The organism is Ciceribacter azotifigens (genome assembly GCF_048159625.1).
Classification (GTDB): Bacteria; Pseudomonadota; Alphaproteobacteria; order Rhizobiales; family Rhizobiaceae; genus Allorhizobium; species Allorhizobium azotifigens.
On sequence record NZ_JBLQTA010000010.1, the window covers coordinates 35,262 to 59,334 of the forward strand.

General features: G+C 62.3%; 22 protein-coding genes, 1 tRNA gene and 1 pseudogene. 9 read left to right on the top strand and 15 right to left on the bottom strand.

Going from position 1 to position 24,073, the window contains the following annotated elements; genetic code table 11:
- Positions 1-15 precede the first annotated feature (15 nt).
- From ACM6UT_RS14900 to ACM6UT_RS14935, 8 genes are all read left to right on the top strand, one after another.
- Entirely contained in the window at positions 16-1,029 is a 1,014-nt protein-coding gene (locus ACM6UT_RS14900) for a DctP family TRAP transporter solute-binding subunit (RefSeq protein WP_416798128.1), read from the top strand.
- A gap of 26 nt (positions 1,030-1,055) precedes the next feature.
- A complete protein-coding gene (locus ACM6UT_RS14905) occupies positions 1,056-2,081 on the top strand; it encodes a C-terminal binding protein (RefSeq protein ID WP_416798129.1) in 1,026 nt (341 codons plus the stop codon).
- A gap of 1 nt (position 2,082) precedes the next feature.
- A complete protein-coding gene (locus ACM6UT_RS14910) occupies positions 2,083-2,733 on the top strand; it encodes an RraA family protein (RefSeq protein WP_416798130.1) in 651 nt (216 codons plus the stop codon).
- Between the two features lie 9 nt (positions 2,734-2,742).
- Complete coding sequence (locus ACM6UT_RS14915) at positions 2,743-3,672, top strand: sugar kinase (protein ID WP_416798131.1); 930 nt, start codon at positions 2,743-2,745, stop codon at positions 3,670-3,672.
- Between the two features lie 109 nt (positions 3,673-3,781).
- Positions 3,782-4,321: a 2,4'-dihydroxyacetophenone dioxygenase family protein gene (locus tag ACM6UT_RS14920; RefSeq protein WP_416798132.1), complete on the top strand. Its 540-nt coding sequence runs from the start codon at positions 3,782-3,784 to the stop codon at positions 4,319-4,321.
- Between the two features lie 7 nt (positions 4,322-4,328).
- Positions 4,329-5,054, top strand: a complete 726-nt coding sequence (locus tag ACM6UT_RS14925) for an SDR family NAD(P)-dependent oxidoreductase (protein WP_416798133.1) — start codon at positions 4,329-4,331, stop codon at positions 5,052-5,054.
- 84 nt (positions 5,055-5,138) lie between these two features.
- A complete protein-coding gene (locus tag ACM6UT_RS14930; protein ID WP_416798134.1) occupies positions 5,139-5,555 on the top strand; it encodes a Na+/H+ antiporter NhaA in 417 nt (138 codons plus the stop codon).
- Positions 5,556-5,645: 90 nt separating this feature from the next.
- On the top strand, positions 5,646-5,831 hold the full coding sequence (locus tag ACM6UT_RS14935; RefSeq protein WP_416798260.1) for a hypothetical protein: 186 nt from the start codon (positions 5,646-5,648) through the stop codon (positions 5,829-5,831).
- Positions 5,832-6,071: 240 nt separating this feature from the next.
- On the opposite strand, the gene ACM6UT_RS14940 is transcribed toward ACM6UT_RS14935, so the two are convergent.
- From ACM6UT_RS14940 to ACM6UT_RS15005, 14 genes and pseudogenes are all read right to left on the bottom strand, one after another.
- On the bottom strand, positions 6,072-6,458 hold the full coding sequence (locus ACM6UT_RS14940; protein ID WP_416798135.1) for a hypothetical protein: 387 nt from the start codon (positions 6,456-6,458) through the stop codon (positions 6,072-6,074).
- Between the two features lie 14 nt (positions 6,459-6,472).
- Positions 6,473-6,568 (bottom strand) — tRNA-Sec (locus ACM6UT_RS14945).
- Between the two features lie 66 nt (positions 6,569-6,634).
- Positions 6,635-8,506: pseudogene (selB, locus tag ACM6UT_RS14950) on the bottom strand (selenocysteine-specific translation elongation factor); the annotation flags it as partial.
- Entirely contained in the window at positions 8,503-9,297 is a 795-nt protein-coding gene (locus ACM6UT_RS14955) for a tetratricopeptide repeat protein (RefSeq protein ID WP_416798136.1), read from the bottom strand. The pseudogene selB and the gene ACM6UT_RS14955, both read right to left, overlap by 4 nt.
- Complete coding sequence (selA, locus tag ACM6UT_RS14960) at positions 9,284-10,681, bottom strand: L-seryl-tRNA(Sec) selenium transferase (protein WP_416798137.1); 1,398 nt, start codon at positions 10,679-10,681, stop codon at positions 9,284-9,286. Before selA ends, ACM6UT_RS14955 begins: the two co-directional genes overlap by 14 nt.
- Before the next feature lie 4 nt (positions 10,682-10,685).
- Complete coding sequence (fdhE, locus tag ACM6UT_RS14965) at positions 10,686-11,606, bottom strand: formate dehydrogenase accessory protein FdhE (protein ID WP_416798138.1); 921 nt, start codon at positions 11,604-11,606, stop codon at positions 10,686-10,688.
- A gap of 37 nt (positions 11,607-11,643) precedes the next feature.
- Positions 11,644-12,330, bottom strand: coding sequence for a formate dehydrogenase subunit gamma (locus tag ACM6UT_RS14970; RefSeq protein ID WP_416798139.1), 687 nt, complete (start codon positions 12,328-12,330; stop codon positions 11,644-11,646).
- Complete coding sequence (gene fdxH, locus ACM6UT_RS14975; protein WP_416798140.1) at positions 12,330-13,301, bottom strand: formate dehydrogenase subunit beta; 972 nt, start codon at positions 13,299-13,301, stop codon at positions 12,330-12,332. The genes ACM6UT_RS14970 and fdxH overlap by 1 nt, the downstream gene beginning before the upstream one ends.
- Positions 13,298-16,393, bottom strand: a complete 3,096-nt coding sequence (gene fdnG / locus ACM6UT_RS14980) for a formate dehydrogenase-N subunit alpha (RefSeq protein ID WP_416798141.1) — start codon at positions 16,391-16,393, stop codon at positions 13,298-13,300. The genes fdxH and fdnG overlap by 4 nt, the downstream gene beginning before the upstream one ends.
- Before the next feature lie 306 nt (positions 16,394-16,699).
- Positions 16,700-17,731 (bottom strand): 4-hydroxy-2-oxovalerate aldolase, encoded by a 1,032-nt coding sequence (gene dmpG / locus ACM6UT_RS14985; protein ID WP_416798142.1) that lies wholly within the window; start codon positions 17,729-17,731, stop codon positions 16,700-16,702.
- Positions 17,728-18,672 (bottom strand): acetaldehyde dehydrogenase (acetylating), encoded by a 945-nt coding sequence (locus ACM6UT_RS14990; protein ID WP_416798143.1) that lies wholly within the window; start codon positions 18,670-18,672, stop codon positions 17,728-17,730. The genes dmpG and ACM6UT_RS14990 overlap by 4 nt, the downstream gene beginning before the upstream one ends.
- A 17-nt stretch (positions 18,673-18,689) precedes the next feature.
- Positions 18,690-19,973 carry a TRAP transporter large permease gene (locus ACM6UT_RS14995; RefSeq protein ID WP_416798144.1) on the bottom strand — a complete coding sequence of 428 codons (1,284 nt, stop codon included), beginning with the start codon at positions 19,971-19,973 and terminating at the stop codon, positions 18,690-18,692.
- Complete coding sequence (locus tag ACM6UT_RS15000; RefSeq protein ID WP_416798145.1) at positions 19,970-20,452, bottom strand: TRAP transporter small permease; 483 nt, start codon at positions 20,450-20,452, stop codon at positions 19,970-19,972. Before ACM6UT_RS15000 ends, ACM6UT_RS14995 begins: the two co-directional genes overlap by 4 nt.
- Positions 20,453-20,568: 116 nt before the next feature.
- Positions 20,569-21,576: a TRAP transporter substrate-binding protein gene (locus tag ACM6UT_RS15005; RefSeq protein ID WP_416798146.1), complete on the bottom strand. Its 1,008-nt coding sequence runs from the start codon at positions 21,574-21,576 to the stop codon at positions 20,569-20,571.
- Positions 21,577-21,791: 215 nt separating this feature from the next.
- Between ACM6UT_RS15005 and ACM6UT_RS15010 the strand changes: the two genes are divergently transcribed.
- Complete coding sequence (locus ACM6UT_RS15010) at positions 21,792-23,189, top strand: FAD-binding oxidoreductase (protein ID WP_416798147.1); 1,398 nt, start codon at positions 21,792-21,794, stop codon at positions 23,187-23,189.
- A 52-nt stretch (positions 23,190-23,241) separates the two neighbouring features.
- On the opposite strand, the gene ACM6UT_RS15015 is transcribed toward ACM6UT_RS15010, so the two are convergent.
- Complete coding sequence (locus ACM6UT_RS15015; protein WP_416798148.1) at positions 23,242-24,015, bottom strand: IclR family transcriptional regulator; 774 nt, start codon at positions 24,013-24,015, stop codon at positions 23,242-23,244.
- Positions 24,016-24,073 lie beyond the last annotated feature (58 nt).

The following is a 24,073-nucleotide window of genomic DNA, read 5'->3' on the forward strand; positions in this document are numbered from 1 at the left end:
ATGGAGGATTAGAATATGCTCAGGAAACTTGCCCTGCTGACCTCGGCCCTCGTCTCGCTTGGCGTCATGCCGGCGATGGCCAGCCCCAAAATTCTCAAGTACGAACATTTTCAGCCCGCACGCGACGATCAACCGATGCACGCCGGAGCTTCAAAATTCAAGGCCTGCGTCGAGAAGGCAACCAGCGGCTCGATCGAAGTGCAGATCTTCCCGGCCGGTCAGCTCGGCAACGCCACGAACGCCCTGGAAGGCCTGAAGTTTGGAACGATCGAAATGGTCGTCTCGCATGACGGCGGCATCTCAAGCGTCTACCGTCCATTCGATCTGTTCGCCATGCCTTACCTGTTCCCGGACCACGCGACCGCCTACAAGGTCCTAGACGGCAAGTTCGGCAAGGACTTCGCCGACGAGATGCTGAAGCAGACCGGCATTCGCCTGCTCGCCTATGCCGACAACGGCATTCGCCACTTCACAAACAGCAAGCATCCAGTCAAGACGCCTGACGATATGAAGGGCCTAAAGATCCGTGTGCAGCCCGCACCCGTCTTCCTCAGCTTGGTTCAGGCACTTGGCGCCAGCCCGTCGGCGATCGACTGGGGTGAACTGCCGGCGGCGCTGTCGCAAGGCACCGTCGACGGACAGGAGAACGGCGTCACCAACATTATGGCCGCCAGCCTCTACCAGAGCCAGAAATACGCAACCCTCGACGGTCACGTCTACAGCCTGCACGCCTATCTCATCAGCGACACGTTCTACCAGTCGCTGACCGATGCCGAAAGGAAGGCCGTCGACGACTGCGTCATCCCGGCTCGCGACATCCATCGCGACATGACCCGCGCACAGGACCTGGCCGCCAAAAAGGTGCTCACCGATGCTGGCATGGAAGTCTATGTGCCGACCCGGGACGAGATCGAGAAGTTCCGCGAAGCCACCCAGCCGGCAGTCGCTGAACAGCTAAAGAAGTCCGTCGGCGAGAAGTGGGTCAACGGTCTGCTGCAGGCCGTCAAGGACGCTGAAACCCAGAAGTAAGCAATCGAAGAGACGACGCGCCCATCATGACAAAGACAACAATTCCAGAAAGCCCGCTGATCGTCATACTAGACGAAGGTTATGGCGGGACCGATGTCGAAGCAGCGGTGCTTGCTCCGTTTGGTGCGCGCGTCGTCGAGATTCCCTGCAATGGCTCGGCGGATGCCGTCCGCAAGGCGGTCGCCGGCGCCGATGCAGTGCTCGTCCGCGAGAGCCCCGTCGATGCCGCTGCGATCGACGCCATGCCTACCTGCCGCGCGATCGTGCGCTATGGCGTGGGTGTCGACAATATCGACCGCCCCCACGCGGCATCGCGCGGCATCTATGTTGCCAACGTCCCGGACTACGGCGTGGAAGAGGTGAGCGATCAGGCGCTGGCGCTGCTGTTTGCCGTAGCGCGCCGTATCGTCTCGCGCGACAGGGCGGTGCGCCAGGGCGCCTGGAACGTCGCCCGCACGGAGCCGATGTATCGCCTACGGGGCGGCACGCTCGGACTGATCGGCTATGGCCGCATTGCCAGCGCCTTCCATCGCAAGGCGTGCAGCATCGGCTACGACAGGTGCCTGATCTTCGACCCCTATCTGAGGGAGGCGCCGGAGGGGGCGGAGCTCGCCGATCTCGACCGGCTGGCGGCCGAGGCCGACGTCGTCTCGCTGCATGCGCCGCTGACTGCGGACACAAGACATATCGTCGATGCCGGCTTCATCGCCCGAATGAAGCCGACCGCGATCGTCGTCAACACCTCCCGCGGCGGCCTCATCGACAGTGCGGCGCTGGCTGCAGCCCTTCAGGAGAGCCGGATCTTCGGTGCCGGTCTCGACGTATTCGAGCAGGAGCCGCCGGCCGCCGACAACCCGTTTTTCGGGCTCTCCAACGCGGTCGTCAGCGATCACACCGGCTGGTACTCGGAACAGTCCGTCGACGACCTACGACGCAAAGCAAGCGAGGAGATCGCACGCGTATTCTCGGGGGAAACTCCCCGGAACTGGGTCAACCGCTGGGAAGGTGGTGAGGCCAGACCAGAGACCGTATATGCAAACAGGAGTGCTTGATATGACGTTGGAAGAATTGATCACCGGCTTTCGCGAAGTGGCCACTGCATCTGTCGCGGATGCCGTGGACAAGGTCGCGGGCAAACGCGGGTTCATGGACGAAAGCGTGAAGCCGCGAATCAACGACCGAAAGATCGTCGGTCCTGCGGTCACCATTCTCGAAGGCCCGAGCGATGAATTCCTGCCGCCACAGCACGCGCTGGACGCAATCGACGAAAGCCCTGCCGGTTCGGTCATCTGTATCTCGGTCGGTGAAGAGACCAATGTCGCTGTCTGGGGTGGGTTGATGACGGCCGGCGCGGTTGCCAATAAGCACGAGGGTGCCATCCTCGATGGAGGCGTGCGCGATATTACCGAGATTAGGCGAGACTATGATTTCCCGGTCTTCGCACGCACTGCAAGCCCGGGGACGACGCTCGGCCGCTTCAAGACGCTCGCATCGAACGTGCCGGTCCAGATTGGCAGCGTCATGGTTCATCCGGGCGACATCATCGTTGCAGATATCGACGGCGTCGTCGTCGTTCCACGTGCCCATGCCGAAGCGGTGCTCGCGATGTCGAAGGACATCGACATGCGCGAACTCGAGCAGGCAAAGCTCATTATCCAGGTTGGTTCGCTGCGCGAGGGCCTCGCGAAATACGGCCGGATCTAAGGACTGATCATGGCTTTGGATCTCATAGCGTTCGGAGAGCCGCTGATCGAGCTCAATCAGAGCGGGGAAAGGACTGACGGGACTTTCTATCGCCTCGGCTTCGGCGGCGACACTTCGAACACCGCGATCGCTGCCGCCCGGCAGGGCATCAGCGTCGGGTACGTCACCGGTCTCGGTCAGGATGCTTTCGGTGACATGTTCATGACCCTTTGGGCGGAGGAGAACGTGAATACAAGCCACGTCATCCGCAGTGGCGAGGCCCATACCGGCATGTATTTCGTGACGCATGGCCCGACCGGGCATGTGTTCTCCTACATGCGTGCGGGCTCGGTCGCCAGTCGGCTGGCGCCGGACAGAATGCCACTGGATCATATCCGGACAGCAAAATATCTACATGTGTCCGGGATCAGTCAGGCGATCAGCGACGCGGCCTGCGACAGCGCCTTTGCTGCAATCGAGGCTGCTCGAGCTGCCGGTGTGAAAGTGTCCTACGACACCAATCTACGCCTGAAGCTGTGGCCGCACGCGCGCGCACGGGCCGTCACCCATGCGACAATTCCGCTCTGCGACGTGATCTTCCCGAGCCTTGAAGATGCCACGGTCCTCACCGGGCTCACCGATCCGCACGAGATCGCGGACTTCTACCTCGATCTCGGCGCGCCCCTGTGCCTCCTGAAACTGGGCAGGGAAGGCGTCTTGGTTGCAGATCGGAGCGGCCGCCGGACTATTGCCGGCTTCAGGGTCGACAGTGTGGACGCTACTGGTGCCGGCGACACGTTCGATGGAGCTTTTCTGGCGATGTTGGTCGAGGGCAAATCTCCGGTGGAGGCGGCGCGCTATGCCAATGCGGCCGCGGCGCTTTCCACTTGCGGATATGGAGCCGTCGCCCCAATTCCCACGAGATCGGAAGTCGAGGCATTTCTCAACGCCTCAGATTGACGATCGACACCTGCCAGGGTTGCGGCTTTCCAGCCCCGGAACCGTGTCCGGGCTGTGGTGTCAGCTGCGGCCCGGCAGGTCTTCTTTGGTACAGCATGGAGGTGAAGACATGGAAAGCGAACAGAAACTCCCCGATCTGGAAACGCAGCGGCGCATGCCCTACCAGAAGCCGCAACCGGCCGAAATCCTGCCGGATCTCGTGATTCCGAATGTCGTGCCCCTAGATGAGCGGATATGGGTTCCACAAGCCGAGCACGTCTGGTTTCGCCCACTTTGTCTCAACCGGTCCTCGGGATACTGGATGAATCTTCTGAGGGTTCGAAAATCCGGCGTGCTGTCCAGGCATCGCCATCCCAATCCCGTCCATGCCTTCGTCATCAAGGGAAGCTGGCGCTACCTTGAACACGACTGGGTGGCCACTGAAGGGTCCTATGCATTCGAGCCTCCAGGTGAGACCCATACCCTTGTTGTCGATGAGGGCGTCGAAGAGATGATCACCCTGTTTCAGGTGAACGGCTGCATGTACTACGTCGATCCATGGGGCAACAACAACGGCTTCGAGGACGTCTTCACGAAGATTGACATGTGCCGGAAGCACTACGAAGAAGTCGGTCTCGGTGCCGACTATGTCGATCAATTCATTCGGTAAGATGGTCATGAGCTTCGATAAGAACATGCTCGCCGGCCGGACTGCCTTGGTGAGCGGTGGAACCACCGGCATCGGTTCCGCCATCGCAATGCATCTCGCTCGACTGGGTGCGAACGTCGTGACGGCAGGGCTCGACGCCGGTCAGTTCGCCGTGCCTGATGGCCTTTCCGTCATCGCGCGCGAACTCGACGTCCGCGACGAAACCGCTGTCGGGGCTCTCGTGAGCGACTTCGGCGAGCTGGACATCGTGGTCAATTGCGCAGGCATCATTCGCCGCAGAGAGGAATACAGACTCGACGTGTTCGAACAGGTGCTCGACATCAATCTGACGGGCACAATGCGGGTCTGCACCGCAGCCCGGGAGAAGCTGGCGAGAGCCGGAGGTACGATCGTCAACACGGCGTCCATGCTGTCCTTCTTCGGCGGCGCACTGGTGCCGGCTTACAGCGCAAGCAAGGGAGGGATTGCCCAGCTGACGAAGTCCCTGGCGATTGCATATGCGGTCGACGGCATCCGGGTGAATGCCGTGGCACCCGGCTGGATCGCGACGCCATTGACCAAGGCTCTGCAGGACGACCCAGAAAGGTCCGGTCCGATTCTCGATCGCACCCCGCTGAAACGCTGGGGCAGGCCCGAGGATGTTGCAAATGTCGTGGCCTTTCTTGTCAGCCCCGCAGCCTCCTTCGTCACAGGCGTCATCATGCCCGTCGATGGCGGATACATGATCACTTGACAGTCCAGGGCTACCCTTAGCCGAGGTCGCCCCTGCCTTCGCCGGGCGGCCGTGCATCCGGTTTGCCAGTCTCCTGGCAACCGGATGTCGGAGTGGCAATATCTATCCGGCCGCTCCTCACAACGCGTTTTGCGAGAATGTGGCACGTATCGCGTTTGGGCAATTTTCGAAGAATATTCCCTGCTCCTCATCCTTGGAGCCTCGATAGCCCTGACCTGGGCAAACATCATGCCCGCGACCTATGCCCATCTCATTGAGTATCCACTCTGGGACGATGGCCTGATCGGTCACCTCGAGAAAGACCGAAGCAGCTTGACGGTGCACTACCTCGCAAATGATGTCCTCATGGCATTCTTCTTCGCCTGGGCCGGAAAGGAGGTCTGGGAAGCAGCTGCGTTGAGACACGGCGCACTGCGCGGAAAGAGAGCGGTGACGCCTCTCGTCGCGACCGCCGGAGGCATGATTGGCCCGATGCTCGTGTATCTGCTCGGGCGTACATGATCGGGAAATTTGCAATTTTGGTGAAGGGCTGGGCCATCCCACCGCGACCGACATTGCGCCGTCAGGGCCGCAGGCGCACACCTCTTCTTCCTGCCGCCCTACGGCCCAGACCTCAATCCCATCGAGCAGGTCTTTGCCAAGCTCAAGCATCTCATCAGAAGAGCCGCCCCACGGACCGTCGAGGCAATATGGCGCAAGACCGGTGAATTGCTCGACGCCTTCTCACCGGCCGAATGTGCCAACTATCTCAGAAACTCAGAATATGCTTCCGTATGAAAGCAGCACGCTCTAGTGAAGAGAGACAGCGGCATCTGGCCGCTGTTGCCTTGGCGAGCGCAACCGGCCAGTAAGTCAGTGCGCCGCCCTGACTTCTTCGATCGTCAGCCTGAGCCCGTCTTCATTGAAGAACTCGCCCTCGCGGATGAGGGAGCGGTCTTCGTGGAGCTTGCGGACCAGNTGAAGAGAGACAGCGGCATCTGGCCGCTGTTGCCTTGGCGAGCGCAACCGGCCAGTAAGTCAGTGCGCCGCCCTGACTTCTTCGATCGTCAGCCTGAGCCCGTCTTCATTGAAGAACTCGCCCTCGCGGATGAGGGAGCGGTCTTCGTGGAGCTTGCGGACCAGCGAGGCAAGCCTCGACCGTGCATCGGCATCCTCCACGAGGCCCTCCTGGTCGGCGCGAAAGAATACCACAGCGGACCAGTCGACCCCCGCACCAGCAAAAAGGCCTAGCATTTCGGGCCAACGCAGCTCGTCGCCGACCACGTGCAGATAGGCCGACCGCAGCAGGTCCACCTGTCTCTCCCCGATGCGCACGAGCACGAACAGCATCGTGAAGGGGCCGGTTTCGCCATAGGTCGTGACGACCCAATCGTCGAAGTCGGTTTCACACGGGATCGGCCTCACGCGGACTCTCCCGATGGCGGAAGAGAATGGGAGTCGAACCCACCCAAGGCAGCCTGGCTGCCCCACCCGGATTTGAAGTCCGGACGCCCCACCGGGGACGAATCTCTTCCTTCACCGCCCTCGGAGACAGGCTCGGCATAAAGATCGAGCCTCTTGGGATTGACCCGCCGGATGTCACCGCGCCGCAACGTGATCCCCTGGCGATCGAAGAACTCGAGGATCTCGATTGCGACCTTTCTACCGCTGTTGACACGGTCGCGGAAGAGACCTGCGGGAAATTCTCCTCCCGCCGCGCGTGCAACGTCCCGCACGATTTCCACCATCTCTGCGGTCGTTTGGCGAAGAAAAAAGTGGTCGTGCCGGATCTGGTCGACGCGTCCGAGCCGGGCGGAGAGCTTTAATACCCGGCGAACCTCCCGCTCGTCTCGCCCGAGCATCTCGGCAAAGTCGCGCACGCGCGGCGGGCGGAATCTCTCCTCGCCCTGAAGATGAGGCTGGAGGAGTGCGAAAAGCTGCTCCTCGGCGTCACTCAGCCGAACCTCGTGCTCCGGCGAGCGGACGAACGCGCCGTCGAGCACGAGGCTTCCCGCTTCCTGCTCGGCGCGGAGCACAACCAGAAATGCGGGCGGCGGAAGCCGCGGTGTCAGTTGGAGCCGCAGGCGCTCGCGGCCGATACCTTGCAGATCCGGATTGTCTCCATGGAAGGCGTCGAGCACCTGCCTTATCTGTGAAGAGAGCGACAACCGCCGTCCGGCCGACAGTCCGAAGCGTCCCGGTGCCCCGGTGATCACCTCGGCGTCGGCGATCTTCAAGGCGCGCTGCAGCTCAGGCTCGGCCAGTACTCTGTCGCGGGCGAATGCATCGAGGTCGATGAAGAACGGTGGCGCTTCGAGCATCGCCGCAAGGGCTTCGGCGGCGTCGTGCGATGACATCGCGTCGAGAGCGGACAGACGCTCGGGGGAACGGCGCTTGCGCATCGGGGCGCGCAGATCGAGCAGGCGACCTCCCCCGAGCGTGCGCCGGGCGGAAACATCCCGCAGGATGAACCGGTCGCCGACTGCGGCGGCAACCGGAGTATCGAGGACCAGTTGAACCTTGCCGGTCTCTCCGGGCAGGAGCGGCCCCTCGAGCGGCACGAGCCGGGCGCCGACCTCGGCGCTGCCATGATGGAAACGGGCGGAATGCCACTCGCCGAGCGGCCTGGACTCACTCGGGAGCACCGAAAGCTCTGCATCAATTCGCTCGGTGGGCGCGTGCAGGAAGGGATCCACAACCATGTCGCCGCGGCGGAGCGCGTCCTTCGAAATGCCCTCGCCCGCAAGATTGAGCGCGCAGCGCTGCCCGGCAAAGCCGCGGTCGGCTTTCTGGTTCTGTGCATGGATGGAGCGGACCCGGGCGGTGAGCCCGGAAGGGGAAATGGTCACCTGGTCGTCGAGGCCGACAGACCCCGAAAGCACGGTACCGGTCACGACCGTCCCGGCACCGGCAAGGGTGAAGCTACGATCCACCGCCAGCCGGAAGCGGCCGTCGGCGCTCGATCTCACCGTCTCCTGTTCGGCGGCGGTGAGCCGCCGTTTCAGGGCATCGATACCCTCACCGGTCGCTGCGGAAACGGGCAGTATCTCCACGCCCGACAGGCTTGTCGTGGAAAGCAGGACGGCAATTTCGGCAAGCAGGCTGTCCAGGCGAGCCCTATCCACGAGATCGGCCTTGGTGATGGCCACCAGTCCACGAGGGATGCCAAGCAGATCGAGGATGGCAAGATGCTCCTGCGTCTGTGGCATGATGCCATCGTCGGCGGCGATCACGAGCAAGGCAAAGTCGATGCTGCCGGCGCCGGCGAGCATCGTGTGGACGAAGCGCTCATGGCCAGGCACATCGACGAAGCCCGTGACCGCGTCTCCCGCGAAGCGCGCATAGGCGAATCCGAGATCGATGGTGATCCCCCGCGCCTTCTCTTCCTTCAGGCGGTCGGTATCGACGCCCGTCAGCGCCTTGACGAGCGTCGTCTTGCCGTGATCGATATGACCGGCAGTCCCGACGATCATGGTGCCTCCGCCGAAAGTGCTTCTGCGGCCCGGCGCTCCGCCTCAGCGATCTCGGGCGCCGAGAGACTGTCCCGGACCGGCCCGAGAAACGGCTTCGCCAATGCGCTCCCGCCCTCCGTGGCGCGAAGCAGCCAGGCGAGTGCCTGCACGTCGTCGCGGACGATACCGGTGCCTGTATGGCAGGCCGCTCCCAGCATGGCCTGCGCATCCGGATCTCCTGCAAGCGCGCCCTTGCGCCACCAGTAGACTGCTTTCTCCGGCTGGCGTTCCACAGCGATGGCGTTGTGATAGAGCATGCCGAGCCGCGTCATGGAGGTGGCAATGCCGGCGGTGGCCGCGCGCTCCGCCCAGGCGAACGCCTCCGCCGGGTCGGCGGGAACCACCTCCCCCTCCAGGAGCATCCAGCTCAGCATGTCCTGCGCAGGCGCATCACCCCGCTCGGCCGCCCGACGGTAGTATTCGGCGGCGATGCCGTAATCAGGGTCGCTGCCGGTTACGCCCTGCATATGAAAGGCCGCATAGTTGCGCTCCCCCACCGGATCTCCCGCCGCCGCCGCAAGCCGCAGCCACTTGAGCGCCAACTCGCGATCCCGAGGCACACCGAGCCCTTCGGCGAAGCAGGCACCGATATTGTTCTGCGCCCGTGCGACGCCGGCACGCGCCAGTGGCTCCCAGATCTTCAGCGCCGTCTGGTAGTCGCCGGCAGTCGCCGCGGCGAGCGCTTCGGTCATCGGATCCGGATCCGGTTCGGTGTCGGTCCTTGGACCCCTGAGGCGCTCAAGCCAACGCATCGGCGCCTCCTTCCGCCAGGCTCTCCAAGAAGGCCGCCTCGTCCGTCAGGCAGCGCAGGTCGAGAATGAGACCGCCGTCCTGAATGCGGCCGATGATCGGACGCGGCAGCGACCGAAGCCGAGCTGCGAGCTCCTCGAGAGCCGTTCCGCCGGCGGCCGTGAGCTTCAATCCGGCACTCGGGATGGTGTCAACCGGCAGCGCCCCGGATCCGATCTGGCTCGAACAGTCGCAGAGCTCCACGGCATGCGCCGGCGCAAGAATTGCCGCCATGTAAGGCGCCAGTCGCTCCGCCTGTGCCCTTATTTCCGGCTGGCGGCGCGACAGCATTCTCAGCGTCGGCAGGCGCGTGGCCAGCCGGTCGGGATCACGGTAGAGCTTCAGGGTGGCAGCCATGGCCGCAATACGAATCTTGTCCACCCGTAACGCACGTTTCAGCGGATTGCTGTTGACGCGGGCGATCAGGTCCTTGCGACCGACGATGAAGCCTGCCTGCGGCCCGCCGAGAAGCTTGTCGCCCGAGAAGGTCACGAGGTCTGCGCCTTCCGCGACCGCCTCGCGTACGGTTGGCTCGCGCGCCAGCCCAAAATCCGAGAGGTCCACCAGCGTGCCGGACCCGAGATCGTTGAGGAGGGCCACGCCCGCCTGCCGGGCGATCGTCGCAAGCTCCCGCCCCTGAACTTCGGCCGTGAACCCCTCGATCCGGTAGTTCGACGTATGCACTTTCAGGATCAGTGCCGTTTCCGGACCTATGGCGCCGATATAGTCCTTCGCATGGGTGCGGTTCGTTGTGCCCACCTCGACAAGACGAACCCCGGCGCGCTGCATGATGTCGGGCATGCGGAACGCACCGCCGATCTCGATCAGTTCACCGCGGGAGACGATTGCCTCGCGGCCGGCGCCGACGGCGTTCAGGGCGATGAGGACCGCTGCCGCGTTGTTGTTGACGATCGTCGCGTCCTCGGCGCCGGTCAGCTCGCAGAGCAGCTCGCGCAGATGGCTGTCGCGTTCTCCGCGCCTGCCGGTTTCGAGATCGAACTCCAGGGCGGCTGCGTTGCGCATTGCGTCGACTGCGGCGGCAATGGCTTCCTCGGCGAGAATGGCTCGCCCGAGATTGGTATGAAGTACCGTCCCGGTAAGATTGAACAGGGGCCGAAGGTTCGAGCGGTCGCGAAAGGCAAGCCGGCTCAGGAGGGAGGCAATGATGCCGCCCGCATCCGGCATTGCCCTGCCCCCGCGCACCGCGGCGCGGATTTCGGCAAGCGTCGCCCGCAGTTCGTCGGTCACGACGACCCGACCATGCTTCTCGACGAGCGGGAGGACATCCGGTGCTTTCAGCATCTGATCGACGGAGGGCAAAGCCCGCAGATCGGCCGAGGCATCCATCGGATCAATATCCTATGAGAAACGGATCGAAACCGGCGCGCCTGTAGGGTGTGTCCTTCATCAGAAGATCGAGCCCCAGACTTGCGACATCGTCGGCGATCACCTCAAGGGACGGGTTCTTGTTCTGGTAGAGGATCTTCACCCAGCTGTTGCAGCCGTCGCAGACTTCAGCCTTGATCGTCGCCTCCTCGTCCCACGTCTCCACGGCACGGTAGCCGATGCCCTTGGTGGAGCCGCAGGCAAGGCATTTCACGCGGACCTCGTTCCACATCGTCGCGCAGCAGGAACAACAGGCGTAGCGGACACCCTCCGCCCCAGGTATTCCGACAACGAGCGAGGCAGAAGGCCGGCCGCCACAAGCGGGGCAGACACCGGTTCCAACCGGTACGAGCTGCGAACCATTCAGGCCGGCGGCGAGGCGCGCCGCGTATATCTGGACTGCCGCGGCAAGGTAGAGATGCTGCGCAAGACTCTCGCTCGGCAGGCTTTCTGCCGCGACGTTGGCAACCATCGCCGAGAGCGTCTCCTCATCCGCTGCCCGCAGGGCCGTCAGCGCCTTGGCCGCCGCAGCCGGCTTTTCGAGTAGCTCCGCCTCCTCCAGAAAGCGGTCACACACCTGACGGAAATCTCGTGACGAGGCAAACGCCGCCCGGTCGATCGGCGGCATGGCATTGGCGCGCGCCCGCTCGACCTGATCGGCGGAAACCGGTTCGGGAGGCGGAGTCGTCTCCACAAGCTCATGCTGGATGCGCGCGATGCCCGCCAGGAACGTCAGGTAGGGAGCAAGTCGGCTGTCTGCAGCGAGAAACGCAAGTCTCTTGGCGCGATCCGCAAAGAGTTGCCCCGGCCTCGGCATCAGGGCAAACGGTGCCTTCGGAACTCCGCCGACCGCTGACGGATCGGGCTCTATATGCGACAGGGACATTTCACCTCGCGGACCGACCGGCCACAGCATTCATCGCTTACTCTGCAGAATCAATCCGGCCGTGTCCAGCCAATTCCCTGAGCCATCTGCGGTGGTGTCTCCAGGCCCATCCACCGGTGACCGAACCGCGCGTCATCGCCCGGATGGTGCCGCGCGTCCAGAAGGCAGCGTAGACGTGGATGATGAACGCGCACACGATGAGTACCGCCGCCACCGCATGGGTGAGGACCGCGATGCGCTTCGTCTCGATGGCGGTGTAGGTGTAGAAGTATTGATCCCAGATCATCAGGCCGCTGACGATCAGGGCGACGATCAACAGGGCCATCGCCCAGAAGATCAGCTTCTGGCCCGGATTGTATTTGCCCATTTCCGGCAGGCGTTCCTCGTGTCCGCCGATGACGTCATTGAAATTGGTGAACCATCTGAAGTCGTCGCGAATGAAGAGATTTGCCTTCCACAACTGGAAGAACAATATGTAGAAACTGATGAAAAGCACCACGCCGAACCAGGGATGCAGCATCCGGGTGTTCTGGCCGCCACCGAACAGTCCGGTCAGGAAGAACAACGTCGGGTGGAACAGCGCCAGGCCGGAAAGCGCCAGCAAAATCAGGCTGAATGCGGTGATCCAGTGATTGACGCGCTTGGCCGGCCCGTAGCGACTTACGGTGACCGGCGGTCCGCGGTGAATTGTGTCTTCCGAACCAATCTCTCTCGCGCCCTTCATCAAGCGTCCTCCCTGGGTCCGGTCGTGCCTTCTACCAGCTTTTCCGCACTCGCCTCATCTTCGCGCGTGACACGGTTGGCGCGGCCGAAGGCACCGTGAAGGATCGCCCCGGCGGCCACGAGCCCCATCACGGCAAGACCCGTGTACTTGGTCACGCCCTTCCAGGCGTGGACGATCTTCGAGATTTTCGGGTCATCCGGCAGATCGGAGTATATGTGTGGCTTGTCGTTGTGGTGCAGCACATACATGACGTGCGTGCCGCCGACACCCGGTGGATCGTAAAGGCCGGCGTTGTCGTAGCCGCGTGATTTGAGGTCGGCAATGCGCCCTTCCGCATGCTTTTTCATATCCTCTTTCGTGCCGAAGACGATTGCCTGCGTCGGGCAGGCCTTGGCACAGGCAGGGCCCTGGCCGACCGCAACCCGATCGGAGCACAGGGTACATTTGTAGGCGCGGTGGTCGGTCTTGGAGATACGGGGAATATTGAAGGGACAGCCCTTGATGCAGTAGCCGCAGCCGATACAGTTCTCGTGGATGAAATCGACGATCCCGTTCGAGTATTGGACGATCGCGCCCGGCGCGGGACAGGCCTCGAGGCAACCCGGATCGGCGCAGTGCATGCAGCCATCCTTACGGATCAGCCACTCCAGATTGTCCGTGTCCGGGTTGACCCATTCGGTGAACCGCATGAGCGTGAACATGTTTTCCGTGAGGTCATGGGGGTTCATGTAGATCCCCACATTCTCCTCGATGTCCGGATAGGTATCGTTCCACTCGATGCAGGCAGATTGGCACGCCTTGCAGCCGATACACTTCGAGACGTCGATCAGCTTTGCGACCGGTGTCAGCTGTCGCTCCGGCGGAGCAAGTTCGCCGGTTGCGGAACGGCGCACAAGGTCGCGCTCGGTCAGGTTCGCCTCCGCCGCTTGGACCGGCGGATTGCTTACGGCGGTGCGAGGGCTGTCCATCATGAGGAAACCTCCCTGTCCTTCGGCGCCGTGGTCGGTTCCAGGTTGACCAGGAAGGCCTTCGATTCAGGCGTCTCGATATTGGCATCCCCGACAAAGGGCACGAGGGAGTTCGGTCCAAAACCCTTTCGCGCCGAGCCGGTGAAGCCCCAGTGCAAGGGTATCCCGACGACATGGACGAGTTTGCCGCCGCAGTTGAGGGGGCGGATGCGTCTCGTGACCAGGGCCTTCGCCTTGACGGATCCCCGTTTCGACCAGACGCGCACCCAACTGCCGTTCTCGACCGCCTTTTCCTGGGCGAGCTCCGGCGAGATCTCGACGAAGAATTCCGGCTGCAGTGCGGAGTTGACACGGTTGTGCTTGGTCCAGAAATGGAAATGCTCTGTCAGGCGATAGGATGTTCCGGCATACGGGAACTCCTCCGATGTACCCAGTTGCTCGACATCCGTCACAAAGATGCGTGCCGCCGGATTCCCGCGCATCTTGGGATTGAAGACATTCGCAACCGGTGACTCGAACGGCTCCATGTGCGCGGGGAACGGACCATCGCGCATGAGGCCACGGGTGAACAGGCGCGCCGTACCCTCCTGGTTCATGATAAACGGACCCACATCACTCGGTTTTGCCGTGGGTGCGATGTCCGGCACGTCGTAGCCCGACCACTTGCTCCCGTCCCACTCGATAAGCTTGCGGCTCGGATCCCAGGGCTTGCCCTCGAGGTCGGCCGAGGCGCGATTGTAGAGCGTGCGCCGGTTGAGCGGCCAGGCGAAAGTCCAGCCGAGGTAGGCGCCGGTCTCGTCCGGATCGTTGTTGTCGCGGCGGGCCATGTTGTTGCCCTGCTCGTTGAAGCAGCCGGAATAGATCCAGCAACCGCACATCGTCGACCCGTCGTCCCGCAATTGCGAGAAGTTCACCACCTGCTTGCCCGCCGCGACGACGATCTTGGTGGGGTCCGTGGTGTCCATCACATCGGTGAGCGCACGACCGTTGATCTCTCTCGCGAGCTCCTCCGGTGTCGGTTCGTTGGGGTCCTCGTAATCCCACGAGAGATTGAGGATCGGATCCGGGAATGCTCCTCCTTCCGTGCGATAGAGTTCCCGCAGCCGCAGGAAGATCTGGGCAATGATATAGGTGTCGTGTTTGGCCTCGCCCGGAGGCGTGGCGCCTGCCCAGTGCCATTGTATCCAGCGGCCGGAATTCGTGAGCGAGCCTTCGTCCTCGGCAAAACAGGTCGAAGGAAGCTGGATGACCTCCGTCTGGATCGACGCCGTGTCGACAGGATTGAAATCGCCGTGGTTCTCCCAGAAGCGTGAGGTCTCCGTTTCCAGGGGATCGATCGTCACCAGCCACTTGAGCTTGGAGAGCGCCTGCGTGTTCTTTTCCCGGTTCGGGAAGGCAAGCAGCGGGTTGAAGCCCTGGCAGATATAGCCGTTGACCTTGCCCGCATACATCAGTTCGAACATCCGCAGGACGTCGTAGGCCGGAACGTCGAGCTTTGACAGGTAGTCGAAAGCCCATCCGTTGTCCGCCCGGGCGGCATCGCCCCACATCGCCTTCTGGAAGGAGACCATGAACTTGCGGTAGTTCTGCCAGTAGCTCGTCTGGCCCGGACGAAGCGGCTTGAACTGCCGCGTCGACATGTAGGTTTCGAAGTCGGCCTCCTTCTCCGACGGCATCGTCAGATAGCCGGTCAGGAGGTGCGACATCAGGCCGAGGTCGGTCAGGCCCTGAATGTTGGAATGCCCGCGTAGTGCGTTCATGCCGCCGCCGCGCACGCCGATATTGCCGAGGATGAGCTGCAGCATCGCCATGGCGCGGATGTTCTGGGAACCATGCGAGTGCTGGGTCCAGCCGAGGGCGTACATCGACGTCATCGTCTTGGTCGGCGACGAGCACTCGGAGATCATCTCGGCAACCTTCAGGAACTTGTCCGTCGGCGTGCCGCAGATGCGCTCCACCATTTCGGGCGTGTAGGGCGCCAGGTGTTCCTTCAACAGGTTCCAGACGCAGCGCGGATGCTCAAGGGTGGGATCCGTGACGACGAAGCCGTCATCGCCGATGACATAGTCCCAACTCGACCGATCGTAATCCCGCTTCTCTTCGTCGTAGCCGGTGAAGAGCCCGTCCTTGTAGCCGAAGCCGTCCTTGACCAGATAGGAGGCGTTGGTGAACGCCTTCAGGTATTCCCACTGCACCTTGTCGTTGTCGATGCAGTATTTCATGACGCCGTTCAGGAAGGCGATGTCGGTTCCCTGTCGCAAGGGTGCGTACATGTCGGAAACGGAAGCGGTACGTGTGTATCGCGGATCCACGACGATCAGTCGGGCGCCCCGGTGAGCCTTTGCTTCGGTCACCCATTTGAAGCCGCAGGGATGCGCCTCCGCCGCGTTGCCTCCCATGACGACGACGAGGTCGGTATTCTTGATATCGGTCCAGGAGTTGGTCATTGCTCCACGGCCAAATGTTGGGGCGAGACTCGCCACCGTTGGGCCGTGTCAGACGCGTGCCTGGTTATCGAAACCGACTATTCCGAGGCTCTTGGCAAATTTGAAGGTTGCCCAGGCCGTTTCGTTCGTGGTTGCCGATGCTGCGAGCATGCCGACGCTTGCCCAGCGATTGACCGGCAGACCGTTGGCATTTTTGGCAATGAAGTTTGCGTCGCGATCGTCCTTCATCAGACGCGCGATCCGATCGAAGGCATCTTCCCACGACATTCTCTCGAACTTGTCGGATCCGGGCTTGCGGATCATCGGATATTTGAGCCGCGTGGGCGACTTCACAAATTCCTTGAGCGCCGCTCCCTTGGGACAGAGCGTTCCGCGGTTCGTGGGATGGTCGGCATCACCTTCGATGTGAACGATGTCCGCCTTCTCACCCTTTCGGGGATCGCCTTTGGAATAGATGATGATGCCACAGGCAACCGAGCAATAGGGACAGGTGTTGCGTGTCTCGGTGGTCGTCGTCAACTTGAATGGTCTGACGTGGGCCTGTTCGGCGGCCTCTGCTTCGTCAAACCCCATCACTCCGAGAGAAGTTGCCGCGACACCTGCACCCGCCAGTTTCATAAAGCTACGGCGAGAGAGGTCTATGTTCATAGGACCGCCTCCATCTTCCACATGCTTGAGAAACCAACTCTATTACGGTCGATGGTCAAGTCAAGATATTCTTATATAAGAGGTTTCTTGAGTATCGCGGGAAGCGGGCTGTCTGGTCGTGCTGAGATGGATTTTTCAGCCGGTCTCTTGTCCCGCGGGCTGGCTTGGACGTGAAGCGTGGCGCGATACCGCCGCACAGCCCCGGCTCGCAGCCGCTGCGTCGATAGAACTGTATCCCTCGCCGGTGTCCGCAAAGTCTCGGGACGGAGATCCTGCCGGCCGTGCCGGCAGGATGGTGCTGGCGGATCAGGCTGCCGTGCCTTTTCCAGCCAGATCGAGAGCGACGTCGACGATCATGTCTTCCTGGCCACCGACCATGCGGCGGTTGCCAAGCTCGATGAGGATCTCGCGGGCATCGACCCCGTAGACCTTCGACGCATTCTCCGCATGCCGCAGGAAACTCGAATAGACTCCTGCGTAGCCGAGCGAAAGGCTTTCGCGATCGACACGTACCGGGCGGTCCTGCAGCGGTCGGACGAGATCGTCCGCGGCGTCCATCAGCCGGTACAAGTCGCAACCGGTATCGATATTCATGCGATTGAGGACGGCGACAAGTGCCTCGAGCGGTGCATTGCCCGCCCCTGCCCCCATGCCCGCGAGCGACGCGTCCACGCGAACTGCGCCTGCCTCGATGCCAGCAACAGAGTTGGCCACGCCAAGCGTCAGGTTGTGGTGGGTATGGACGCCGATTTCGGTCTCGGGCTTGAGGCCATCACGCAGGATCTTTACCCGCTGTGCATACTGGTCTGGCAGAAGCGCCCCGGCTGAATCGGTCACGTAGACGCACTCGGCACCATAGGCTTCCATCAGCTTAGCCTGTTCCAGGAGTTTTGCCGGATCTGCCATGTGCGACATCATCAGAAACCCGATCGTGTCCATGCCCAGGGACCTGGCCGCCTCGATATGCTGGCGCGAGACGTCCGCTTCGGTGCAATGGGTCGCGATACGCACGGAACGGGCGCCGGCCTGGTAGGCTTCTTTCAGATCGTGGACGGTGCCGATGCCTGGAATGAGCAGGACGGTAACGACGGCATGCTTGCAGACATCCGCCACCGCCGAAATCCACTCAACGTCGTCATGCAGGCCAAAACCGTAGTTGAATGTCGATCCGGCAAGTCCGTCGCCATGGGTCACCTCGATGGCGTCGACCTTGGCGGCATCCAGGGCCGCGGCAATCGCCTTCACTGCATCGAGGCGATACTGATGGCGAATAGCGTGCATGCCGTCACGCAGGGTCACGTCCTGCACATAGAGCTTGTTCGGATTCGGGCGGGTCATTCGGCGGCCTCCGTGGCAAGAAACTTCGCGGCCCAGCGATCGGCGCTTACAAGGGCGGCTGATGTCATTATGTCGAGGTTGCCGGCATAGGCCGGCAGGTAGTGCGCAGCACCCTCGACCTCGAGGAAGACAGTCGTCTTCAGGCCTGTCGAAGGCCCGATGCCCGGTATGCGCACTGGCGCGTTGTCGCCGATAACCTCAAACTGCACCTTCTGTTTGAGGCGATAGCCTGGCACGTAGGCCTGAACTGTCTTGACCATGTCGGCGATCGATTTTTCAATCGCCTCCGGCTCTGCGCCCTGTGACAGCACGAAGACGGTGTCGCGCATGATGAGCGGTGGCTCGGCCGGGTTGAGAATGATGATGGCCTTCCCGCGCTCGGCACCGCCGAGGAGTTCGATCGCCTTCGATGTCGTCTCGGTGAACTCGTCGATGTTGGCGCGTGTTCCAGGACCTGCCGACCGCGAAGATATCGACGCGACGATCTCGCCGTAGATCGTGCGCTTCGACACCCGGGCGACTGCGTGGACCATGGGAATCGTCGCCTGACCGCCGCAGGTCACCATATTGACGTTCGGTTCATCCAGATTGGCATTGCCGTTGATGGCGGGAATGGTGAAAGGACCGATCGCGGCCGGCGTAAGGTCGATGACCTTCTTGCCGTCCCTTCCAAGAATTGCATTGTTTGTGACGTGGGCCTTAGCCGAGGTTGCATCGAAGATCACCTGGATGTCCCGGTATTCCGGAAGCTGCAGCAGACCTTCAATTCCTTCATGGGTCGTGGTTACGCCCATGCACTTGGCCCGAGCCAGGCCGTCGGACGTCGGATCAATACCAACCATCGCACCCATTTCGATGTGCTTCGACGTCCTCATCACCTTGATCATCAGGTCGGAACCGATATTCCCCGAACCGATGATCGCGCATTTGACCTTTCTCATTTTCTGGTCCCTTTTTTCTACATTCCGAAGAAGGCTGGCAGCGCCAGCGAAAGCGCCGGCACATAGGTGATGACGAGGAGCACGGCGATCATGACCAGCATCGGCGTGATCGCGCCCTTGACGACCGTTTCGAGCGAGAGACCGGAGACGCGCGAGGCAACGAAGAGGTTGACGCCGACTGGCGGGGTGACCATGCCGATCGCCAGGTTGACGATCATCACGATGCCGAAGTGTTCGGCGTTGATGCCGAGGGCCGTCACGAGCGGCAGCAGGATCGGCGTCAGGATGATGATCGCGGCAATCGTCTCCATGAAGGTGCCGACGATGAGAAGAATGACGTTGATCGCGAGCAGGAGCAGCCAGGCTTGATCGACCGCCGAGGTGATTGTGTTGGCGAGCATCACCGGCACACCCTCGATTGCAAGCGCCCGGCCGAAGATGGTCGCCGTGCCGACGATCAACATGATGGTGGCGGATGTCAGGGCCGAACCGGCAAAGATCTTGTAGAGATCCTTCAGCTTCAGTTCGCGATAGACGAACGTGCCGACGAAGAACCCGTAGATGACGCCGACGGCCGCGGCCTCGGTGGGGGTAAAGATGCCGCCGTAGATGCCGCCGAGAATGATGACGGGGACCATGAGCGCCCATTTGGCATCGTTGAGGACGGCCAGCATCTCACGGCCCGAAGGGCGGTAGTCGCCCGGCTTCTGGCCGTCCTTCTTCGACTGCAGCCACGCATAGGCAATGAGCGCGAAGCCGATCAGCAGGCCGGGAACTACACCGCCCATGAACATCTTCGACACCGAGACGTTTGCCGAGGTCGCATAGATGACCATCGGAATGGACGGCGGGATGATGACGCCGAGCGAGCCGGAACAGGCGACCAGACCGGACGAGAAGCCCTGTTTGTAGCCGTCCCTGGCCATGGCCGGCAGCAGGATGGTGCCGACGGCTGCGACCGTTGCCGGGCCCGAGCCGGAAATGGCGGCGAAGAAGATGCAGGTGACGACGGCGATGATCGCCATGCCGCCGGTATAGCGGCCGAAGAACATGCGGCCGACATTGATGAGGCGCTGCGACAGACCACCCTGGCCCATCAGGTCGCCGGCGAGGATGAAGAAGGGAACCGCCATCAGCGGGAAGCTGTCGATGGAGGTCACCAGGCCCTGCGGGACATAGGAGCCGGACACCTTGCCCGACACGATGAGCGCAACCGTCGAGGCGATGCCGAGCGAAATCGCAATCGGAACGGAAAGCAGCAGGAGAAGCGCGAGAAGGCCGAAGAGGATGAGAGAAATCATCGAGCGGCTCCTTGTGCGACGGCACGCAGGTCGATGACGACAGCCTGGATCAGGCGCAGCACGACCAGCAGGAAACCGGTGAAGGGCGCCAGATAGATGATGCCCATCGGAATGCCGAGAGACGCGGACTTCTGGCCGAAGCGGAAGGTCTTCTCGACCATGAACCAGCCCTGGTACATGACGAAGAGCGCGAAGGCGCCGAAGATGATGTGAGTGAGGATGCGCATGAAGGCCTGGCCCTTCGGAGACAGAAGGTCGGTGGCCATGGTCACACGGATATGGGCATCCTTGCGCACGGCATAGGCGATGCCGACATAGGTCGCCCAGATGAAGAAGTAGCGCGACAGCTCTTCCGACCAGGACAAGGAAGCGCCCATCACGTAGCGCATGAAGATCTGCACGCCGATGAGGACCGACATCATGGCCATCAGCGCCACGACGATCGCCTCCTCGAAATGCTCATCGATGAGTTTGAGCATGGGTTTCTCCCGCGCCTCGCGCATTGGCATGCGGGCGCCAGTTCGAAATACCAGTGTGACTGGGTTGAATTGGAAAAGCCCGGCGGGGTACCCCGCCGGGCTTGAACAATGGGCAGTTACTTACCGGCGGCAGCCAGAAGACGATCGACGAGGTCGGCGCCAGCCTTCTCCTTCACCAGATCGACGATCGGGGCAACCTTGTCGGAGAAAGCCTTGAGCTCTTCCGGAGTGAGCGTCGTGAACTTCACGTCGGTCATGGCGGCTTCAGCCTTGTCGTCCGCGGCCTTGGCAAGACCACGCTGGTAGTCGGTGGCAGCCTTCACGGCCGCGTCGAAGATCGCACGGTCTTCATCGGAGAGGCTTGCGAGCTTGTCCGGGTTGGCAAGCAGCGGCCACGGCGAATAGATATGGTTGGTCTTCGAGATGAACTTCTGCACCTCGTTGAACTTCATGTCGTAGAAGAGATTGATCGGACCTTCCTGCGCGTCGAAGGTGCCCTGCTGGAGCGCGGTGAACAGCTCGTTGAAGGCGAGCGGTGCCGGGTTTGCGCCCTCGGCGCGCCAGGCGGCGATGTGCACTTCGTTTTCCATCGTGCGCATCTTCATGCCGGCGAGATCGCCCGGAGAGCGGATTTCCTTCTTGTTGTTGGTGAGCTGGCGGAAGCCGTTTTCCCAATAGGCCAGGCCGACCATGCCCTTCTCGTTCAGCGAGGCGAGGATCTCCTTGCCGACGTCGCCGTCGAGCACCTTGTAGGCCTGCTCGCGGTCCTTGAACAGGAACGGAACGTCAAAGGCGAAGAACTGCGGCGCGAAGGACGCGACCGGCGCCGAAGACACGAAGGTCAGGTCGACATTGCCGAACTGGATGTTCTCGACCAGCTCGCGCTCGCCACCGAGCTGCGAGTTCGGGAAGATTTCGAGCCCGATGCGACCGCCCGACTTCTCGCGCAGCTCCTTGTCGAGGAATTCGAACGCCTTGTGGCCGGTCGATGAAGGCGTCGATGAATGGGCAGCGCGGAAGGTGATTTCCGGCTCTGCGGAAACGGTGGTGCTGAAGAGTACGGCCGATGCGAATGCGGCAACGAAACCTGCGCGCAGCGTGTGCGCGGCCTTTGTAAGCGACATGTCTGTCCTCCCTGTAATGCAAAAACCGTTGCCGGTCTTGGTTCTGGCTCCTGCCGGGCTTTGTCGTGGACCCGAGCGCAAGGCGGGTGCCTCGGCTCCTCCCCCAGCGCGGCCGAAATAAACAGAGGCACCGTTCGTTGTCAAATAGTAAAATCAATTTGCAATATGTGCAATTTTCCGGCAAATGCGGCTCGAGAATAGACCGGGAGGACCCCATGAACTTTGAGAGATCAACCGCAGGCCTCCTCACCGCGCTTGAGCGCGCCGTGGGAGAAAGCAACATGAAGCGCGGCGCGGACGTACCCGAAGCGGTGCTGCGCGACTGGAGCGACGAGCGCGGCGGAACGCCTCTCGCCCTGGTGACGCCGCGCGACACGGACGCGGTGGCGGCGGTCCTGCGGGTCTGCCACGACTACGACACACCGGTCGTGCCGCAGGGCGGCCGCACCGGCCTTGCCGGCGGCGCGGTTCCCTCGGAAGGCGCCGTTCTGCTGTCGATGGCCGGCCTGGACCGCATCGAGGAAGTCGATAGCGCATCGGGCCTGATGGTCGTCGGCGCCGGCTGCATCCTGCAGCGCATCCAGGAAGCGGCGCTCGATGCCGGCTTTTCCTTTCCCCTCGACCTCGGGGCCCGCGGCTCCTGCCAGATCGGCGGCAACATCGCGACCAATGCCGGCGGCAACCGCGTCATCCGCTTTGGTATGACCCGCGACCTGGTTCTGGGTCTCGAGGTCGTGCTGGCCGACGGCACGGTTCTTTCGATGATGAACCGCATGCCGAAGAACAATGCCGCCCTCGACCTCAAGCACCTGTTCATCGGCTCGGAAGGCACGCTCGGCGTGGTGACACGCGCCGTCCTCAAGCTGCATCCAGGTGTCGGCGGCGCCAACGCCGCGCTGGTGGCGGTCGCCGATTTCGATGCGGCGGCAGGTTTGCTCCGCCATGCGCAACGCGCGCTCTCCGGGCGCGTCACCGCCTTCGAACTGATGTGGAACGACTATTACCGGGCTGTCCTCGCCGAGACCGGTGTTCGCGCACCGGTGGAACCCGATCATGGGATCTACGCCCTCATCGAAATGCAGGGTGCGGACGCCGATTCCGAGCGGCCGGCCTTCGAAGCCATGCTCGAGGCCGCCTTCGAGGCGGGGCTTGTCGCCGATGCGGCAATCGCCCAGTCGCAGCGGGAAGTCGAGGCCTTCTGGTCGCTGCGTGACGGGATCGCCGAAATCCTCTCCCGCCGGGCGCCGACAATCAATTTCGATGTGTCCGTCCCGCTCGCCCGGATCGGCGCCTGCGTCGACGAGATCCGCGCCGCACTGGAAACGGCCTTCCCCGCTCTCCAGGTCATCTTCTTCGGCCATGCCGGCGACAGCAATATCCATCTGGTCGCGGGCCCGATCACCGATATCGATCCCACCGGTCATGGCATCGAGACGATCGTCTACGAGATCATTCGTGCCTATGGTGGTTCGGTCTCGGCCGAACACGGCATCGGGCTGCACAAGAAGCCGTGGCTCGCCTACAGCCGATCAGAAAATGAGCTCGCCATGCTGCGCCAGCTGAAGCGGAGCCTCGATCCTAAGGGCATTCTCAACCCGGGCAAGGTTCTCTGAACTCTGCCCGACCGTCGCGCGCGGGCGCGGCTATGACGAGAGAACGCGCGGCTCAGCGAGGCCGCGCGCCCAGATCGGCGGAGATCGCCGCGGCGACCCGCTGGACCTCGGGCACCAGATCGCGCATGCGATCGGGCGACATGTATTCGACAGTCGAGGAGACCGATACGGCAGCAATGATCCGCCCGGTCGCGTCTCGGATCGGCGCCGCCACGCAACGGATCGACGGCTCGTCCTCACCGAGGTCGTAGGAATAGCCGCCGGAGCGATAATCGGCCATCATGCGCAGCCAGTCGGCCTCGGTCATGTTGCCGGGCAGGAGATGGTGGTCTCGGTGATAAAGCCTGGATAACGTCGCCTCCGGCTCATCAAGGATCAGTGCCTTGCCGACACCGGTCGATATGACCGGCTTTCGACCGCCAATGCGAGAACTGATCTCAACCGGCCGCGCTCCGCGCAATTTGTCGAGATATGCGACTTCCCAGCCGTCAAGCTGCGCAAGATGAACCGTGTCACGCGTTTCACGCGACAGATCCTCAAGCCACGGACGGGCGATCCGCACGAGATCGGTTCGAGAATAGGCGGCAAAGCCGAGCTCGATCAGCCGTGGTCCGAGTGCGAATTCGCGCGGATTGTCCGCCTTCAGATAGCGCCGCTCCAGGAGAACCGAGACGATTCGATGGACGGTGCTGTAGGTGAGCCCCGTCATCGCGGCAATTTCTGCTATTGTGCGCGAACGATCCGCAACGGCATCGAGGATCTCGAGACCGCGCACGAGTGTCTGGCTGCGCTGCCGCTGCGAATCCGACTCATCGGCTTTCGTCATCTTGTCCGTAAAACTCCATTTCCTACCCGCATAGCTAGCGGTCACGAGGCGGGAACGC